Genomic DNA, 17,920 nt, shown 5'->3' on the forward strand with positions numbered 1-17,920 from the left:
ATAGTGCGCCAGACGCAATGGCTGTTCGCCACGCCAGGTCAGGCCAATCGCACCTGTAGAGATGGGTGCATGATCGGCTCACTCCTTTTGTCAGGTAAGCCAGGGGACGCATGTGAACTACATGCGTTCTCGCTGCTGTAGGCTATACAGCATGGCGAATTTTACCACTTCATGCCAGGCCAGCGTCGTACAGAGAAACAGACCCAATCCGCCATCACGCCAGCCACCAAGCTGAACGTAGCGCCGCCAAAATTCACGCGCAGGTGCACCGATCAGGTTCCGTAATCGCATTCTCCGTCCAGCCCGATACAACATAACCGCTTCTGCAAACGCATACCGGGCCTGCTTTTGCCATAGCTCATCAAGACGCTCGATATTGAGATGGAGCAAATGACCGCCCAGCAGAGCAACTTCACCTTGCAGATTGGCCACTTCATGAACAGCAACGTGCTCATCGTAAGTAGCGGCGCTGCGGCGGAGCAAACGCAGTTGAAAATCTGGGTACCAGCCACCACCGCGCAATCGTTGGCCAAAAAAGAGGTTGTAACGTGGCATGCGGTAACCGGCAATATTTGCTGGAGGACCGACATGCATCAGCGTTGCGATTTCAACAAACAATGCGGGGGTTAACCGCTCGTCAGCATCGATGAAGAGCACCCACTCGCCACCACAGTGTTGCAGCGCCAAATTGCGTTGGGCACTAAAGCCACGCCACTGCTCAATCAAGACCCGCGCCCCATGAGCCTGCGCAATAGTTGCCGTCGCATCACGAGACTGGTCGTCGACGATGACCACTATATCGCTACTGAGACCGGCAACACTACGCAGGCAGCCGGCAATATAGCGCTCTTCGTCACGGGCAATAATTGCAATTGAAAGCAGAGAATGTTGATCAACAGGCGACATCATCAAAACAGAGTTGTTTGCTGCGGCCCAATCTCAAGATCAGGCGGTAGAGCACGTTCAGGGTACGGCAGCCCCAGATGTTCGTAGGCGCGGCGCGTCGCAATCCGACCACGTGGCGTGCGTTGCAAGAAACCAAGCTGCAACAAGAATGGCTCATATACGTCTTCGATAGCATCGACCTCTTCAGCCAACGCCGCAGCCAGTGTACTTAGACCAACTGGACCACCGTTGAACAATTCAATAATTGCGCGTAACAACCGTCGGTCATTCTCATCAAGACCCAACTCATCGATTTCAAGTTGGGCCAGCGCCGCCCGTGCCACCTCAAGCGTAATCGCGCCATCGGCCACAACCTGGGCATAATCGCGCACACGTCGCAGGATACGATTCGCAATCCGTGGTGTACCACGTGCCCGACGGCCAATTTCATGCGCGCCTTCAGGACTAATCGGCACACCCAAAATGCGAGCCGATCGAGCGACAATTTCAGCCATCGCCTCATCAGAGTAAAAGACGAGCCGATGCACAGCGACAAAGCGATCACGTAATGGTGAGGTGAGCAGGGCCAGTCGTGTTGTAGCTCCGATCACCGTAAAGCGGGGCAAATTGAGACGTAGACTGCGTGCACCTGGCCCCTTCCCCACGACCAGATCAAGCGCAAAATCCTCCATCGCGGGGTAAAGCACCTCTTCCACAGCCCGATTCAGCCGGTGCACTTCATCAATAAACAACACATCGTTCGCCTGAAGACTGGTCAGAATAGCCGCTAGATCACCGGCCCGTTCAATTGCCGGTCCACTGGTAATCTTAATTTTGGCCCCCATCTCATTGGCGACCACATTTGCCAACGACGTCTTGCCTAATCCTGGTGGACCGTAGAAGAGCGTATGATCGAGCGACTCATTCCGTCCACGAGCAGCGGCAATCGCAATCCGCAGTTGCTCAACGACCTTCTCCTGCCCGATAAACTCATTCAGAGTCCGTGGACGGAGACTCTTTTCGATCTGTTGGTCGTCGCTATCTGAATGAGGATTAACCAGCCGCTCGGCGCTCATGCGGTCGTTTTCCTTCCTGTTCGCACAGGTGTACGTATCTTTGCGCTGATTATACCATGGCAAGAGTGCCATGAGGCGGTTTGGTATTTTTCGCCCCTGTCGATACCGTGCAGAGCGGCGCACAGAATGGTGAATAGCATACCCATCGCCAGTTATGCACGTCAACGCATTGGAAGTAGTACACTGGTGCGCCGCCACGTACCTGGTGAACGCACGGAAGACCCCTCACCATCCCCCCTGGCCCTCTCCCACACGGGGCAAGGAGGGGGGATGGTTGGAACCCTCACCATCCCCCCTGGCCCTCTCCCACACGGGGCGAGGAAGGTGGGAAGGTTAACCTCCACTCACGCCATGGTCGCACGGGTACGGAACGTGCCGAATGAGAAAGCCGGGTTTGTGATCAGGCTCTCAGTAGCACACCTGACGCCCTTCACCCCACCGAAACATCACGCAGCAACTGCTGCTTCAGTGAGCAGTACGGCGCGTACCCGTTGACCACGCAGCGTAGTACGGTTTAGCACCTGGAGAACTTGTTGTGCAGCGCGACGCGGAACTTCAACGATACTGGTGCGAGCACGCACCTCAATCATACCAATACTACGGCCCGGTAAACCGGCTTCATTTGCAATTGCACCTACAATATCTGCCGGCCGAATCTGATCGTTGCGACCGAGATTGATCTGCAACCGTACCATCCCTCGTTCTGCCCGCTCAGGATCGGGTTTCCCCCGTTGAGCACGGGATGACCGCTCTGATCGTTGCGAACGCTCCGGCGGTGTCGGCTCGAGCCGAGTAATGGTATCAACCTGCTCGGTTTCATCTTCTTTCAGAAGCAACTTCAGCGCCGCAGCAGCCAGAGTTCGCATATCGCCCATCGCTGCCAACTCATCAACCAGTTCCATATAGGTCGACAGACCTGCTTGCCCCATTGCTGTCTGCAACTGCTGAAACAGCGCTGAACGTCGGCGCGCTGCCACATCGGCTAGAGTCGGCATCTGACAGCGCTCGATCCGGGTCCGTGTAACCCGCTCGATGATCTGCAACATGCGACGCTCGCGCGGAGTGATAAATGTAATGGCTACCCCATCACGACCGGCACGACCGGTACGGCCAATCCGATGGACATAGCTTTCAGGGTCAGTCGGCACATCGTAGTTGATCACATGGCTGACCTCAGCAATATCAAGCCCACGAGCTGCAACATCAGTCGCAACCAGCACATCGAGCTGTCCCTCACGGAAGCGGCGCATCACCCGATCACGCATCGCCTGACTCAGGTCGCCATGGAGCGACTCGGCCGCATAACCGCGCCCCTGAAGCCGTTCACCGATCTCGTCAACTTCCTGTCGGGTGCGGCAGAACACAATCGCAAGCTGAGGCATCTCGACATCGAGCACGCGGCAGAGAGCATCGAGCTTGTCACGGGCAAGCACCTCGTAGTAAATCTGGCGGATGCGCGGTGTTGTCAACTGCTCAGCCGCAATACTTACCCGCACCGGCTGACGGGTATAGCGGAGGGTCAGATGCTGAACTGCCGGTGGTATTGTTGCCGAAAAGAGGGCTGTCTGGCGTTCGGTGGGTGCCATTTGTAAAATCGCCTCTAATTCCTCGGCAAAACCCATATCAAGCATCTCATCAGCTTCGTCCAGCACGACCATGCGCAGATGGTCAAACCGCAACGACCCACGCCGCAAGTGATCAAGGACCCGCCCCGGCGTGCCAACCACAACCTGCACACCCTGGGCCAATCCCCGCAACTGCCGCTCAATCGGTTGTCCACCGTAGATTGGCAGAACTCGCAATGCCCGATGGCGACCATAACGATGAATGGCCTCTGCCACCTGTACAGCCAGCTCGCGCGTCGGCGCCAAAACCAGCGCCTGCACGACCGGCTGATCGGTCACCTGTTCAATTATTGGCAGCGCAAATGCTGCCGTCTTCCCAGTGCCGGTCTGAGCCTGAGCGATTACATCGCGACCGGCAAGTAACAATGGAATAGCTTGAGCCTGAATGGGTGTTGGTTCGTCGTAGCCAAGCCCGCTCAATGTGCTTACCAGCGCATCACTCAGGCCCAACTCAGCAAAAGTCTTCATGGTGTTCCGTTTCACAAATACTAACACTTCGCAGCAAAACATGTGCCACGCAAGATATGTATTATAGCACAGAATTCCCAAACAGGAAGATCCTTTTTGAACTACTACAGCACGCCAGAATGGAGCTCCTCATCTCTTCACGAATCATTCTTGAGCATGGTATGCTATAAGCGTCCGAGAAAATTTTCATGAATCACATCTATGGTAGATGTATCCGATACGGTAGGAGCGTGACATGACATTACCAATTCGTATCCTGGTGGCTGAAGACGAGCCAGATGTAGGTATGCTCCTGCGCGAAATGCTGGTAAGTGAAGGATATGAGGTTGACCTGGTACAGAATGGGCATCAACTCATTCAGGCCGCTCAGCAACAACCACCCGACCTCATCCTGGTTGATCGGGCGATGCCTGTGATGGATGGATTAGAAGCAATCCGACAGCTTCGCAATGACACACGCACCTCACATTTGCCGATGATAATTCTTACCGCCCTCAGCGATTCATCAAAGATCGTTGAAGGATTGGAAAATGGCGCCGACGACTATATCGCAAAACCATACGACCGCGAGGTATTACTGGCGCGGGTACGTTCCCACTTACGGCGAGCCGCTCAGTTACCGCTGCGTAATCCATTGACCGGTTTACCTGGTAATGCGGCAATCGAAGCGGAAATTAACCGCCAGCTTGAACAGAAGGCCAAGTTTGCCTTGCTGTATATCGATCTAGATAATTTCAAGGCCTTTAACGATGTCTACGGATTTGCCCGTGGTGATAAGGCCATTCATCTCGTCGCCAGCATGTTACGAGAGCACACCGCTCCCGATGACTTCGTTGGTCACATCGGTGGTGACGATTTTGTTGTTATTCATCTCGGCCCCGATCCTGAAGCACTGTGCAAGCGCATTATTCAGGTCTTCGATCAAAGTATTCGTGCTCTCTACGACGAGGCCGACTTACAACGAGGATATTTAGTAGCAACCGACCGTTACGGTATCACACGACAGTTTGGCATTATCAGCCTTTCTATTGCAGTGGTAACAACCTACAACCGCACATTCCATAGTGTGGATGAAATGAGTCGAGTCGCTGCCGAACTCAAGAAAGCAGCCAAACAGATTGCTGGCAGTACGTATAAGATTGATCGACGGACTGAGGAGACCTCTACCAATCCGCTGACAGATCGGCGCGGCACCAATGCTCCTGAAGCTCTGATTATCTGTCAGAATGATATTGCACGCGGTACAATTGTGGGCACGTTGAATAGCCGTGGATATCGCTTGCTGATCGCCGATAATGAAATTGCAGCGCAGGGCCTACTTGCCCATCATCCTCATCCCGCACTCCTGGTTGCCGAGTTTAGTCCTGACATCATCCATCTCTGGCAAGAACTGAATCATGCTACACCATTGATTGCGTTAGTCAGAGATGAAGCCAGTGCCAGCGCTGCCCGCGAAGCAGGTGTCAGTACCGTTGTCTGGGATGATGATAATCCCGTTGAACTGTCTGATCAATTGCAGTCTGCATTGGCAACGTTGGTCAGGTGATACCAGGGCTTTGCAACGGTCTTGCTCTGGTCGGCTATGGTGAGGCGAGGAGACAGATAAGAGAGCGGTAGTTCCTTTCCTTTGTTCGCACTTGCAGTGGTCTAAGAGACTACGATAGTGCGCTGAGGCACGTCTAGCAGGTACATGTTCGTCGATGTCTTTCCGTTCTCGAGCAGATTGGTCATCGCAGATGCGCCCTCCCGCATAGCCCCCTGCCCCTCTTGACACGATGCCTGCACCCTGTTAGCATAAACATCGTTTGAAGTCACTATCAAGCATTGGGAGCGTCTGAGATGGATCTGTCTGATCTGTTACATCGTGGTGTCGCCGAAATTATTGTCGAAAGTGAATTGCGAGCACGCCTGCAGAGTGGAACACCCCTCCGGCTAAAACAAGGCTTCGATCCCACCAAACCCGATATGCACATCGGTCACGCAGTTGGGTTGCGTAAACTCCGTGCCTTCCAGGAACTGGGTCATCACGTGGTGCTGATCGTCGGTGATTGGACGGCACAGATCGGCGATCCGAGTGGTCGCGATGAAACACGTACCCGTTTGTCGGCGGCTGAGGTGCGGGCAAATGCCGAAACCTACATGGAGCAGTTCTTCCGCGTGGTTGATCGCCAACGCACAGAGGTGCGCTGGCAAAGTGAATGGTTTGGGCAGTTCACGCTTGAACATGCTCTCGATCTAGCCGGTCGCTTTACCCTAGCCCAAATGCTTGCTCACGAGACGTTTCGCAAACGCTACGAAAGCGGTGCACCACTGACCGTTCTCGAATTGATGTACCCAATGCTTCAAGCCTACGATTCGGTCGCGATCAAGGCCGACGTGGAATTTGGTGGCACTGATCAGAAATTCAATATCCTCGCCGGACGTGAGCTGATGGCACAGTTGGGCATGACACCCCAACAGGTTTTTCTCGTCCCGCTTATTCCCGGTACCGACGGTCGAAAGATGTCGAAGACCTTCAACAATACGGTCGATATTCGGATGCCGCCGGCTGAAATGTACGGTCGGATTATGTCAATGAGTGACGAGGTCCTGCCGCTCTACTTTGAAGTGCTGACCGACGTGCCGATGGCCGAGATACACGAAATGAAGCAGGCAATGGCAAATGGACAGGTTAATCCTCGCGATTTGAAGATGCGGCTGGCGCGTGAGATTGTGGCGCAGTTCCACGATCCAACTGCGGCTGCGGCTGCCGAAGCTGCCTTTATTCGCCAGTTTGTCGAGCGTGAAGTGCCTGAAGATATTCCGACCTTCACGCTGACAGCCCCTAGCGGCATTGTTGACGTACTGGTCGCCAGTGGCCTTGCTCCCAGTAAGAGTGAGGCACGACGTTTGATCGACGGTGGAGGAGTTCGGGTCGATGGTGAACGGGTCGAAGGCTATACGCTCACGCTTAATCCTGGTGCAAACGCTGTCGTTCAGGTGGGCCGACGTAAATTTGTTAGAGTGGTGTAGAGGCAGAATTATGACCTGCCTCTTCCCCATTAGGAACGTGCGCAGTACCAGTTTGCACTAATATTCGGTCGTGTTCGATGATCGTCCGAAAGACAGCATCTGTCGTGGCCCAGTCCACAATATCAACCTTCCAGGGTAGATCTGACTCGGCAAAATCATCTGCAAGCGCAGCCATTACGTCAAGCGTGAGCGGTCTATCAGTCATAATAACCAGATCGAGGTCAGAGTGTACTTTCGCCCGACCCTGAACCCGTGAACCAAATGCCCAGACATCGTACTGAGGTACATGCCGCCGCAGAATCGTGCGCACGAGTGCCAGATGTTCGGGTTGAATATCAAAACGTTGCTCGCTCATTACGCACTTCCAGGGCGCTCAGCACCGCTCGCGCATCGGCAAGGATAGCCCCTGCTTGCTCACAAACCATCCGTGCTTTCACACTATCGTATGTGTGAGAGGTTATATTGCGCAACTGACGGTAACGAAACCAGGCTTCGACGTTGGTCACTAAACCCTTTTCGGCAGCAGTACGTATCAGGTCACGAAAACTACTAAAATCGATTTCCGTAGGAGAAGTAGCATCCAGCTCGAGTCGCCGCCGAATCATTTTCATGCACAGTTCGTATACAAACTCAAAGTTCTGTACTACACCAGCCAGGAGTGTTTGCTGAACTTCTGCGCGTTGTGCATTAAACCAGTCCTGATCATTCACAATGCGCAGAGCAGCATCGAGCGATTGGATAGCACGCGATAATGCAGACAGATCGAGTAGCATTCCTGTACATCCCTATTCTGAGTGCATCTGAACATTCAATCTCTTTTCCCCAACCTTTGTCTTTCGCTCACCGTGCAACGGTATGCGTGCGAGCTGCTGCAAATGTTGCACTATTCTCCGTCGTCCCTACACAAGCGGCGAACGGCTGATCAGAACCACGAGCAATCTCCCCTGCCTAACCGAAACTCGTGCCGGTAACTTGTCGATCACGTTACTTACCCCGCGTGCCCGGTCATAGTAAAGGGTCCCATTATGAAGCGGATAGGCCAGACCTTCTGTCGTAATGCCATGCGCATTACCACCAAAGGGGAGTAATGACACGGTATCACCTTCAAGACCGGGGATGATACTCTCGTCATGCACCAGCCAGATCTGCTGTGGTAGATCGATAAGGCGCACCCGTCGTTCACGCAACTCATCCATACCCAACAGCATCACGTTCGCCAGCGACTGATCCCAGCGGCCACCTAGCGCGCCAATCACATCGATCCGGGTCGCCCCCATTCTGGCCGCAGCCAGCAACGCTAACTCCAGATCGGTCTCGTCTTTGTCGGGTCGGTGCCGTTCGATCACAACCCCTTGTGCCTGATACGCAGCCAGCGCTTCAGGTATAATCGAATCGAGATCGCCGATGAGTAAGGAAGGAGCATAGCCCTCTCGGAACAGAGCTGTCCCTCCGCCATCGGCGGCAATCAATCGGTCGGCAGCCTGGATCAGACTGCGGTATGGCGCTACATCAACCGCCGGTGCATTTGCCACAATCACCACGTGCATAGCATTCACATATCTCTGCTCAGCAAAGCGGTCACTCCAAAACCGATAATGACCAACCCTGACACCAGGTTAATCAGGCGCAGTACCGGCACGGTTACTCGCTGTCGCATCAGACTAACCCCACCGCTTAGCAGTGTCCACCAGAGGGCTGAACCACAAGCTACGCCGACGACCAACACCAGCCCCATCCCCCCTTTACCAACAGTGCCAAGACCGGCAAAGATAACGGTAAAGATAAGAATCGTTGCCGGATTTGCCAGTGTCAACAAGAGGGTAGAAAAATAGGCACTCAACAACCGACGCCGTGTCGGGGTCGACTCAATAGAAACCGGCACTGGTCGGGCGATCATTGTGGTAAGGCCGATCCAGATCAGCGCCATGCCACCAACGATCTGCAATGCCGCATTCAAGCTGAATATCAACGAACTCAGTGCTTGCAAACCCAACGCTGCGACACTTCCGTAAAGCGCATCAGCAGTGGCAGCACCCAAACCGCTGACAAAACCGACCAACCGACCATCGGTGATTGTGCGTCTGATACAGAGCAGGCCAATCGGACCAACTGGTGCTGCAATTGCCAGCCCAAATATCAGACCACGAATGAAAAGCTCTATCATCATTAGCATTCCTTTTCGGGATATTATACGCGATCCAGACTGCTTTGCGCGCCAGAAAACCATGTATACTGAGATTACAGTGTTTACTATACCCTAAGTACATGAGGAAAATTATGGCTGAATTACGCCGTGTAGCTCTTTTTACCAATGAATACCCGCCATACATTTACGGTGGTGCCGGTGTTCATGTCGAATACCTGAGCCAGGCCCTGGCCAGGATTGTACCGGTTGAAGTACGCTGCTTCGGCGATCAACAGATTGAAACGCCAAACCTGAAGGTACGCGGCTATCCACGTTGGGAAGAAGCGCGCCAGAATACCGATCCACGCTTTGCCGGGGCAATTGATGCTGTCGCTCGTTCGCTGGCGATGGCTAAAGATACGCTTGATGCCGATGTCGTTCACTGCCATACCTGGTACACCGATCTGGCCGGCCTGTTCGCCAGTAAGTTGTGGGGCATTCCGTACGTACTGACCATTCATTCACTCGAACCACTCCGACCATGGAAAGTTGAGCAATTGGGCAATGCGTATCACCTCAGTTCATGGATCGAACGCACCGCTATCGAACAGGCCAATGCGGTGATCGCTGTCTCAAAAGAGACGCGAGCCGATATTTTACGTCTCTTCAACGTTGACCCCAACCGGGTTCACGTGATCTACAATGGAATTGATCTCAACGAATATCGCAAAACGAGCGCCACCGATGCTCTCGAACGCTACAACGTTGATCCCAGCCGTCCTTTTGTCCTCTTCGTTGGCCGCATCACCCGTCAGAAAGGAATTATTCACCTGGTTAACGCTATTCCACACATCGATCCGTCAGCGCAGATTGTGCTCTGCGCCGGTGCGCCCGATACAAAAGAGATCGGGATCGAGATGGAGGAGCGGGTAGCCGCCGTCAGTGCCCAACGCCCTGGCGTGATCTGGATTCGCGAGATGCTCCCACGACAGGACGTTATCCAGTTCTACTCGCACGCTGCCGTCTTCTGTTGCCCAAGTGTGTACGAGCCGTTTGGAATCATCAACCTTGAAGCTATGGCCTGCGAAACGGCAGTGGTTGCTTCAGCGGTTGGGGGGATCAAGGAAGTTGTCGTCCATGAGGAGACTGGCTTGCTAGTCGATCCCCATCTCAAACCAGACAGCTTCGATCCAGTCGATCCTGCAGCGTTCTCGGCTGAGCTAGCAGTTGCCATTAATCGCTTGCTGGCGAATCCTGCGTTACGCCACCAGTTCGGTCAGGCCGGACGGCGCCGCGTTGAACAGATATTTAGCTGGGATGCGATTGCCCGCCAGACGATTGATCTGTACCGGTCAATTATCGGGTAAAACGTGCGCAGTAGCCTAGGCCCATCCTGGGCTACTCTTGTTCTACCAGTGCTGCAACACTGTCGATCTGCACTTCCCCTATCCCACTCCACATATCATACTCGTCATCAATAACAATGGCAGCGAAATACCATGGATAATCAGGCCGTCGGTTCCCTTCACCAGCCAGATAACCAGACCGCAGGGAATGATACCCAACAGGCACGACCAACGTCTGCCATTCCGGTGGCCCGATCATCCCAGCAGTGATGGTAAATAGCTCACCTTCGGCATCGCGTAGCCAGAAGCGGAGATAGTGCCCACTACCATCTCCGAACAGCCGTACCGTGAGCGCCGTGGTGGGGTTAGGAAGGAGAATCGGGTCCTGCAACTCAAAGGCTACGTAGTCGTTATCACGGGTTGTAAAGCGATAAACAATGTGGAATGCCCCTCTCACCGCCTGGACGGAACCATTGGGCTGTGCCGGTCGTTGCCACGTTTGCCTGGTGTGGCGTTCAAAAAGCTGAACCGTCACTCGCGATGGTTCCGGCACCGATCGGCGCTTCGATGAAGCCAGCGCCCGCAATGCTGCGGCAGCCGGCTTGGTACCTCTGAAGTCTGCCCGTCCATTCCCATACGTGAACAGGCCATACGTATTGTGGGGATCATCTTTGAGCGCGTACCAGAACACATGGCTTACGCCGCCTTGCCAGAGCGCATGGTACGCACGAGGGAGATAGTCGGCCTGTTGCAGCGCATCAACCAGACCGAGTGCATCACGATCACTCTTCCCACTCGCCCAACCGACTTCAGTCGCCCAAATTGGCTTCTGACCATAACGCGCAGCAACTGCTCGTACCCTATCAGCAGCCGCAATCAGATTCCCCTCTTCTGGGTCGAGCGGATCAACGTAGGGATGGATGGCAATCACATCAAACGCATTCCAACCACCATAGGCAGCAATCGCATGCAGAAAGCCGGTATCAAATGGATTGATACCTCCCAAAACAATTGTTGCTGTCGGGTCAATCGTCCGAATGGTCTGTGCAGTAGCAAGTAACAGCCGGGTGTACTGTTGAGGGTTCGGCGCTGGCCGCCAAAAAAGCGCCTGATCGGGTTCGTTCCAGATTTGCCAATGCTTCACGATATGTTTGTAGCGTTGAACGACCGCAGCCGCATAACGAACAAACGCTGCTTCATCAGGGGCTGCAAATGATATGAGGTTGGGGTGATCGGTTGGATCGGCGGTTGCCCAGCCAACCGCCGGTCCTAACACCGCCAGTATTTGCAAGCGCTGCCGGTGCAATGCCGAGAGAGCAGCATCGGTAAAAGCCCAATCCCAGGTCTCGGGGTTGGGCTGAATACGATGCCAGTGAATATCTTCGCGCACCCACTCCACACCAAGATCGGCAATAATGGTGGCGGGAATGGGCATCGTGGCCGCATCGGGATAGCGAGTAGCAAGATGGCTATTGATGCCAATCGCCAGCGTCGCCGGTAGAGTACGAACAGCAATCGGTCGAGTAATCTGATGACCGGGCACCAGAGCATCACCGGTCGCCAGACTAACGGCCAGTGCCAAAATTACCAAACGGTAAAGACCGGTCAAATATGTCATGCCGTAGCCCCTATATACCGAACCGCTGACTACGGCAGCATATCAGCCCGTGAAATACGATAACGGATCATCTTACGCCAGAGGGTAGCTCGACTGATCCCCAACAGAGCGGCTGCTCGACTCAAGCGTCCTCTTGCCGCCCGACCGGCCCGCAAAATGGCATCACGTTCACTTAATTCTTGCGTTTCAGCCAACTTTGGACTGTCGGAAAGGAGGAGAGGGGTTGTATGGCGCGCAATTGCTGGCGGCAAATCGGCCACCGTGAGCACACTCTTCTCTGTCGTTTGCACGATCTGTTCTAACACAACCTCCAGTTCACGAACATTACCCGGCCACGGGTAACTCCGCAGTGCCGCCAACGCATCGGGATCGAACGCGATCTGACGGCCAATCTGCTCGCTCAGGCGTCGTAGCATGTGGTTCACCAGCAAAATAATATCGTCACCACGCTGGCGCAATGGTGGAATTTCGACGACAAATGCACTGATCCGAGCGTATAAATCACCCCGAAAGCGTCCCTCTTCCACCAGTTGCTCGAGGCTATGCCCATGCACAATGAGACGTACATCAATCGGGATGGGGCGCGTGCCTCCACTGCGGATCACCCGACCCATCTCAATCGCCCGCAATAGCTTTGTCTGCTGTTCAAACGAGAGAGCATCAATCGACTCCAGATACAACACACCGCCATGCGCCAGCTCGAGTTTGCCTGGACGACCGGGTTGTTGTTCGGTACCCTCAACTCCAAACAGTTCGCTATCGAGCAACTGACGTGGAATGGCCGCACACGATACCCGCACGAACGGTCCACCCGCCCGATTACTCGCATTATGGATCGCCTGCGCGAAGACTTCCTTACCAGTACCAACCTCACCTCGCAGCAAAATTGCGCCACGACCGGCAGCGGCAATGCGGGCCTGCCGTAATGTTTGCCGCATACTTTCACTCTGGCCGACAATATCACGAAACGTGAAGGTTGCTCGTGCACCAACCATCTGCTGCACCAGTTGACGTACACTCTCTGTCGGACGTAGCGTAATCACGCTGCCCAGATAACGTCGGCTACGATCCCACACCGGTCGTACATCGCACATGATCGCCTGTGGGCCATTTGGTGTCTGCCAGATGACTTCTTGTTCTTCTAGTGTACTCAGATTCTGTAGCGCCATAACAATCGCTGGCGGTGGCGTAATCACACTGGCCAGCAAGCGTCCAGCAGCCGAGCGCACATTAATCCCTAGAATACTCGCCACGCGCCGACTCAAGCGACGAATCTCACCGTTTGGTCCAACAAAGATGAGACCTTCATTGATCGAATCAAGCGTTGCATACAGTTCGGTAAGCTGGTCGTTTGCTTCATTAAGCAGTCGCTCGGCGCGCAATTGACTATGCAGAGCCTGTGCCGCTGCGATCACCATTCCGAGCGCATACGGGTGCTGCTCTTCAGCGCGGTTGAGAATCGCTAATGCGCATAGCGCTTTGCCATCAGGGCTATAGACAGGAGCAGCAGACAGCGCAAATGGCTGCAACCAATAACAATAGTGTTCATCACCGGTGGTCTGAAAGGGGAAAGCCTCGCGTAAGGCAAGATCAACCGCATTCGTGCCAGCAACCTCTTCGGCCAAGCTAATCCCATAACCAATGCCGTACCGCTGCGCCTGCGTCATCACAGCACTATCACCGGCGAGATCGATGATAGTCCCTTGATCGTCACAAACGACAACTACAAAGCCAGGATGTTCACTCATCTGGTACAAATCTTCAATTGACGACTGAACCAGCGTGCGCAGATGACTCCATCCAACGAGATTGACCGTTCCGGCTTGCGGTGCTTGCGTTGGTTCGAGACCGCGCGCCTGACAACGTGCCCAAGATCGCTGAATCGGTGGAAGCGCAAGTGTTACCATGTTCTACCTCATCATATCATCCGGCTATTAATATTATAGCTAATTTGGCTCCTCGTTTATATTCGTACCAATCCGTGCGCTGCGCAGTGCATACACCTTCTCATACCTGACATTGGTGTGTGCGGAGCATCGCACCCTACCCATAGGTTCCGAATGCCCGTTGACCATCGCCATTCCGATGACGGTATGTGCGTATGATCCCCCCATGCGTGCGGACGTGTTTTGATCATCGGTGACAGCAGCACCAGGGTTGTCTCCCTGTACACTCGAGTCACTCCCCTGCCTCTCCACTCGTGGAAGAGTTGAAAGGAGACAAGGGAGAAGATGAGGGGGCTTGCCACACGGTCTGCCAAGTGCGCGACGGGAAGACGTGGTCAGCGAATGCCTCCCTGCTGATGGAGGGCATGAGATGGTGGACCCTACCTACCGTGCGCTGACGGGCATGATCGGCGCACCAACAAGGAGACCTGGCAGCAGACCACTGCCGGAACAGGAGCTGCTACTGCGGTACTCATTTTGCTTGCCGCGCTCCTGGTACGATGAAAACGTTAAAAAGCTCTAAAAACAGAACATACCCTTTACGACCCCTGCTATTTCATGTACAATTATGACATTAGTGCAAAAACTGTCAGAAAGTGCAGGCTATGAACTGGTCTGATATTGCTTTCTATTACCTTCTACCACTGCTCACCACTGTCACACTATGGATAGGGCTGACATTAGGTTTAATCTGGCTTAACCGACGCGGGCCATGGGTAGGCGGATGGGCCGTGTTTTTGAGTTTACCGGTGCTATTCTTTGCCCACAGTGAACTCCTAAGCACACGCCATGACCTGAGCAACCTCGGCGCTTATCGTGCCTTTACCGCCGGTCTGTTAATCTGGGCCTGGCACGAGTTGGCCTTCTACAGTGGCATTCTTGCCGGCCCTCGTCGCCAACCCTGTCCCCCGTATGCCCGTGGCATCCAGCGCTTCTTCTACGCACTTGGTACTCATCTGTATCATCAACTGAGCTGTTTACTCGAATTGGGTTTGTTGATCTGGCTGTTGCAAGATGCAAGTCATTGGCTCGGCCCATTGACGTTTGGATTGAGTTGGGCCTTACAGCAAAGTGCAAAACTGAACGTCTTGTACGGGGTACGTGCCCTTCAGGTTGAACTCTTCCCAGCCCATCTGTCCTTTCTAGCCAGCTACTGGCGTCCTGGACCACCGAGCGCCTTTTTTCGCCCCAGCGTGTCGGTGAGTACGCTCCTGGCAGTGATGCTCTGGTTAAGTGTCGGCGCGCACGTCGGCGATTCAGCAGCGCTGCGGCTGGCCCTCTTAGCCAGTCTGCTGACGTTGGGTGCTCTCGAACACTGGCTTCTTCTACTGCCTGCTCCGGCTACCGCACCTGCACCGGCAACCGATTGATGATAACCACATTCCGCATTTTGTAACCGCCTGCAGTACCCTGCATCCATGAGGGGGATCAGAAACCTGGGTTACTGATCACGCTCTCGGAAGCTGGCAAGTGATTGTACCCGTTCTCCCTGATGGTACAGAACAGGTATGCCCTGCTGCGCCTGCCAAACGTGATGATTCGGATCGAATCGGGAAGAACAATTCACAAACCACCCATCGACTTGAGGATGTTCCACGCTACTTATGATGAGCTGAAAACCACTATCCCCTGACCTGACACCTGATACGTGCAGCTTGTCGCCAGGCGAGGTATCGGTTATGATGAAGGGACAAGGTGTGCAAAAAGGAGCACCCAAACCATGTTAGAAGCAATCTTCAATCCGCAATCGGTAGCCGTGTTTGGCGCCTCGCCCAATCCGGCACGCCTCGGCCACCGAGTGCTAAAAAATATTATCGATCACGGCTATCAAGGGCGCATCTACCCAATCCATCCGCGCGCAACCGAAGTTCTCGGCTTCCCTGCTTACCCTTCGGTGATGGCCGTTCCCGACCCGGTCGATTTGGCAGTGATCGTTATTCCACCCCAACATGTTCTGGCTGCGGTGAACGAATGTGGACAAAAGGGGGTACGTGGCCTGGTTGTGATCACTGCTGGCTTCAAAGAGGTTGGCGGCGCCGGACGTGACCTCGAACGAGAGTTACTGGCTACGGTGCGGCGTTACGGAATGCGCATGATTGGCCCCAATTCGCTGGGCATCATTGACACTATCAGTAAGTTGAATGCCTCATTTGCCAATGCCATGCCGCTCCCTGGAAACATCGCTCTGATGTCACAATCAGGCGCTATCTGTGCTGCGATTCTCGATTGGAGTCATCAGCAACGGATCGGCTTCTCGCGTTTTGTCAGTCTCGGCAACAAGGCTGATGTCGATGAGGTCACGCTGCTAGAGGCCTGGAATCGCGATGAGCATTCCAAAGTGATTCTTGCCTATCTAGAGGCAATTGACGACGGTCCTAATTTCATTCGGGTAGCGCGTGAAGTGACGAAAGTCACACCGGTAGTTGCCATCAAAAGTGGGACAACGGCTGCCGGTACTCGGGCAGCTTCTTCGCACACCGGTTCACTGGCCGGTTCTGAAACCGCTTACGAAACGGCGTTTGCGCAGAGTGGTATTCTGCGTGCCCGCACCATGAATGAGCTGTTTGATCTGGCGCTGGTCTTTGCCTATCAGCCAATGATTCGCGGTAACCGAGTGGCGATTGTTACGAATGCCGGTGGGCCAGGGATTATTGCTACCGATACCGTAGAACGAAGTGGGCTGGCAATGGCCGAATTCACCCCTGAAACGATTCGTCGTCTGCAAGCGAAACTACCTCCCAACGCCAACTTTTTCAACCCAATTGACGTCATCGGTGATGCGACTCCAGACCGTTATGCCTGGGCCATCGAGGCTGCGCTGGCCGATCCAAACGTTGATGGCCTGATTATCCTCTTTACCCCGCAGGCTGTCTCCGATCCGCTTGTGACGGCACGGCTCATCATTGATCTGAGTAAACAGACGACCAAGCCAATTGTCACTAGTTTTATGGGTGGCGCTAGCATCACGAGTGCGGTAGAGGCTCTGAATACAGCATGTATTCCTAACTATCTCTTTCCCGAACGAGCTGTGCAATCACTGGCCGCAATGTACCGTCAGTCGCTCTGGCAGCAACGTCCGGCGCCGACCTACCGCACCTTTCCGGTTGATCGTCAGCGCGTGGCCGATCTGTTCGCCAAAGTACGCGCAGCCGGTCGGGTCGAATTGGGTGAGATTGAAGCGCGGGAAGTGATTGAAGCCTATGGGATGCGATTACCGCGGAGTCGGTTGGCCCAGACCCCCGATGAAGCCGTCGCCATTGCCAATGAATTTGGTTATCCAGTAGTGCTAAAAATCTCTAGCCCAGATATTCTGCATAAAAGCGACATTGGTGGGGTACGAGTCGGCTTACATGACGCAACGGCGGTACGCGACGCCTTTGAACTAATTGAATATCGAGCACGCAAGTATTTGCCCTCCGCCCGCATTTGGGGCATACTGGTGCAAGAGATGGTGCGCAAAGGCCGCGAAATCTTAGTCGGTATGACACGCGATCCCCAGTTCGGGCCACTGATCGCAGTAGGAATGGGAGGCATCTATGTTGAAGTGTTAAAGGATGTTGCCTTCCGCCTTGCCCCCCTAAGCGTCGAAGAGGTGCAAGAGCAGATACGTTCAATTCGCGCTTATCCGCTCTTACGCGGTGTACGCGGTGAACCACCGGCTGACATCGCTGCCATCGAAGAGACGATCCTGCGAGTCAGTCAAATGGTTACCGATTTCCCGGAAATTGTCGAGATGGATATTAATCCACTCGTCGTTCATCACGAAGGCGAGGGCGCAATCGTCCTCGATGCCCGGATCATCCTCAACTAGTGGAGGCA

Annotated in this window: 14 protein-coding genes; 5 read left to right on the plus strand and 9 right to left on the minus strand. The window is 54.2% G+C overall.

Annotation, left to right across the window (positions count from 1 at the left end):
- Positions 1-117: 117 nt before the first annotated feature.
- The 3 genes from JE47_RS0100635 to JE47_RS0100645 all read right to left on the minus strand — a co-directional run bounded on the left by JE47_RS0100635 (position 118) and on the right by JE47_RS0100645 (position 4,054).
- On the minus strand, positions 118-909 hold the full coding sequence (locus JE47_RS0100635) for a glycosyltransferase family 2 protein (protein WP_236631090.1): 792 nt from the start codon (positions 907-909) through the stop codon (positions 118-120).
- Positions 909-1,961 (minus strand): Holliday junction branch migration DNA helicase RuvB, encoded by a 1,053-nt coding sequence (gene ruvB, locus JE47_RS0100640; RefSeq protein ID WP_031457908.1) that lies wholly within the window; start codon positions 1,959-1,961, stop codon positions 909-911. Before ruvB ends, JE47_RS0100635 begins: the two co-directional genes overlap by 1 nt.
- A 446-nt stretch (positions 1,962-2,407) precedes the next feature.
- Positions 2,408-4,054, minus strand: coding sequence for a DEAD/DEAH box helicase (locus tag JE47_RS0100645; RefSeq protein ID WP_031457909.1), 1,647 nt, complete (start codon positions 4,052-4,054; stop codon positions 2,408-2,410).
- Between the two features lie 235 nt (positions 4,055-4,289).
- Between JE47_RS0100645 and JE47_RS0100650 the strand changes: the two genes are divergently transcribed.
- Positions 4,290-5,600 carry a GGDEF domain-containing response regulator gene (locus tag JE47_RS0100650; protein WP_031457910.1) on the plus strand — a complete coding sequence of 437 codons (1,311 nt, stop codon included), beginning with the start codon at positions 4,290-4,292 and terminating at the stop codon, positions 5,598-5,600.
- Positions 5,601-5,878: 278 nt separating this feature from the next.
- Positions 5,879-7,066, plus strand: coding sequence for a tyrosine--tRNA ligase (gene tyrS / locus JE47_RS0100655; RefSeq protein ID WP_442856899.1), 1,188 nt, complete (start codon positions 5,879-5,881; stop codon positions 7,064-7,066).
- Here the strand turns inward: tyrS and JE47_RS0100660 are convergent.
- From JE47_RS0100660 to JE47_RS0100675, 4 genes are all read right to left on the minus strand, one after another.
- The gene (locus JE47_RS0100660; protein WP_051871037.1) at positions 7,053-7,421 is read right to left on the minus strand and encodes a nucleotidyltransferase family protein; all 369 of its coding nucleotides are present in this window, start codon (positions 7,419-7,421) and stop codon (positions 7,053-7,055) included. The genes tyrS and JE47_RS0100660 overlap by 14 nt on opposite strands.
- Positions 7,402-7,839, minus strand: coding sequence for a nucleotidyltransferase substrate binding protein (locus tag JE47_RS0100665; protein WP_031457913.1), 438 nt, complete (start codon positions 7,837-7,839; stop codon positions 7,402-7,404). The genes JE47_RS0100660 and JE47_RS0100665 overlap by 20 nt, the downstream gene beginning before the upstream one ends.
- Before the next feature lie 126 nt (positions 7,840-7,965).
- Entirely contained in the window at positions 7,966-8,613 is a 648-nt protein-coding gene (locus JE47_RS0100670; RefSeq protein WP_031457914.1) for a thiamine diphosphokinase, read from the minus strand.
- Between the two features lie 5 nt (positions 8,614-8,618).
- Entirely contained in the window at positions 8,619-9,233 is a 615-nt protein-coding gene (locus tag JE47_RS0100675) for a LysE/ArgO family amino acid transporter (protein WP_236631091.1), read from the minus strand.
- Positions 9,234-9,343: 110 nt separating this feature from the next.
- Here JE47_RS0100675 and glgA point away from each other — a divergent pair, with 110 nt between their 5' ends.
- Positions 9,344-10,558 carry a glycogen synthase gene (gene glgA / locus JE47_RS0100680; RefSeq protein ID WP_031457916.1) on the plus strand — a complete coding sequence of 405 codons (1,215 nt, stop codon included), beginning with the start codon at positions 9,344-9,346 and terminating at the stop codon, positions 10,556-10,558.
- 31 nt (positions 10,559-10,589) lie between these two features.
- Here the strand turns inward: glgA and JE47_RS0100685 are convergent, their stop codons facing one another.
- Together JE47_RS0100685 and JE47_RS0100690 are read right to left on the minus strand one after the other, a co-directional pair.
- Positions 10,590-12,155, minus strand: coding sequence for a glycosyl hydrolase (locus JE47_RS0100685; protein WP_152555972.1), 1,566 nt, complete (start codon positions 12,153-12,155; stop codon positions 10,590-10,592).
- Between the two features lie 29 nt (positions 12,156-12,184).
- Entirely contained in the window at positions 12,185-14,062 is a 1,878-nt protein-coding gene (locus JE47_RS0100690; RefSeq protein ID WP_031457918.1) for a sigma-54-dependent Fis family transcriptional regulator, read from the minus strand.
- Positions 14,063-14,706: 644 nt separating this feature from the next.
- Here JE47_RS0100690 and puhE point away from each other — a divergent pair.
- Both puhE and acs read left to right on the plus strand, forming a co-directional pair.
- A complete protein-coding gene (puhE, locus tag JE47_RS0100695; RefSeq protein WP_031457919.1) occupies positions 14,707-15,471 on the plus strand; it encodes a putative photosynthetic complex assembly protein PuhE in 765 nt (254 codons plus the stop codon).
- Positions 15,472-15,821: 350 nt separating this feature from the next.
- Positions 15,822-17,912 carry an acetate--CoA ligase alpha subunit gene (gene acs / locus JE47_RS0100700; RefSeq protein WP_031457920.1) on the plus strand — a complete coding sequence of 697 codons (2,091 nt, stop codon included), beginning with the start codon at positions 15,822-15,824 and terminating at the stop codon, positions 17,910-17,912.
- Positions 17,913-17,920: the final 8 nt, after the last annotated feature.

Origin of the sequence: Chloroflexus sp. MS-G, from assembly GCF_000735195.1 — a bacterium.
Taxonomy (GTDB): domain Bacteria; phylum Chloroflexota; class Chloroflexia; order Chloroflexales; family Chloroflexaceae; genus Chloroflexus.

Excerpts from the sequence above, each read along its gene's own strand:
- JE47_RS0100635 (WP_236631090.1), bottom strand. The coding sequence starts at position 909 with ATGATGTCGCCTGTTGATCAACATTCTCTGCTTTCAATTGCAATTATT.
- ruvB (WP_031457908.1), bottom strand. The coding sequence starts at position 1,961 with ATGAGCGCCGAGCGGCTGGTTAATCCTCATTCAGATAGCGACGACCAA.
- JE47_RS0100645 (WP_031457909.1), bottom strand. The coding sequence starts at position 4,054 with ATGAAGACTTTTGCTGAGTTGGGCCTGAGTGATGCGCTGGTAAGCACA.
- JE47_RS0100650 (WP_031457910.1), top strand. The coding sequence starts at position 4,290 with ATGACATTACCAATTCGTATCCTGGTGGCTGAAGACGAGCCAGATGTA.
- JE47_RS0100660 (WP_051871037.1), bottom strand. The coding sequence starts at position 7,421 with ATGAGCGAGCAACGTTTTGATATTCAACCCGAACATCTGGCACTCGTG.
- JE47_RS0100665 (WP_031457913.1), bottom strand. The coding sequence starts at position 7,839 with ATGCTACTCGATCTGTCTGCATTATCGCGTGCTATCCAATCGCTCGAT.
- JE47_RS0100670 (WP_031457914.1), bottom strand. The coding sequence starts at position 8,613 with ATGCACGTGGTGATTGTGGCAAATGCACCGGCGGTTGATGTAGCGCCA.
- JE47_RS0100675 (WP_236631091.1), bottom strand. The coding sequence starts at position 9,233 with ATGATGATAGAGCTTTTCATTCGTGGTCTGATATTTGGGCTGGCAATT.
- glgA (WP_031457916.1), top strand. The coding sequence starts at position 9,344 with ATGGCTGAATTACGCCGTGTAGCTCTTTTTACCAATGAATACCCGCCA.
- JE47_RS0100685 (WP_152555972.1), bottom strand. The coding sequence starts at position 12,155 with ATGACATATTTGACCGGTCTTTACCGTTTGGTAATTTTGGCACTGGCC.
- JE47_RS0100690 (WP_031457918.1), bottom strand. The coding sequence starts at position 14,062 with ATGGTAACACTTGCGCTTCCACCGATTCAGCGATCTTGGGCACGTTGT.
- puhE (WP_031457919.1), top strand. The coding sequence starts at position 14,707 with ATGAACTGGTCTGATATTGCTTTCTATTACCTTCTACCACTGCTCACC.
- acs (WP_031457920.1), top strand. The coding sequence starts at position 15,822 with ATGTTAGAAGCAATCTTCAATCCGCAATCGGTAGCCGTGTTTGGCGCC.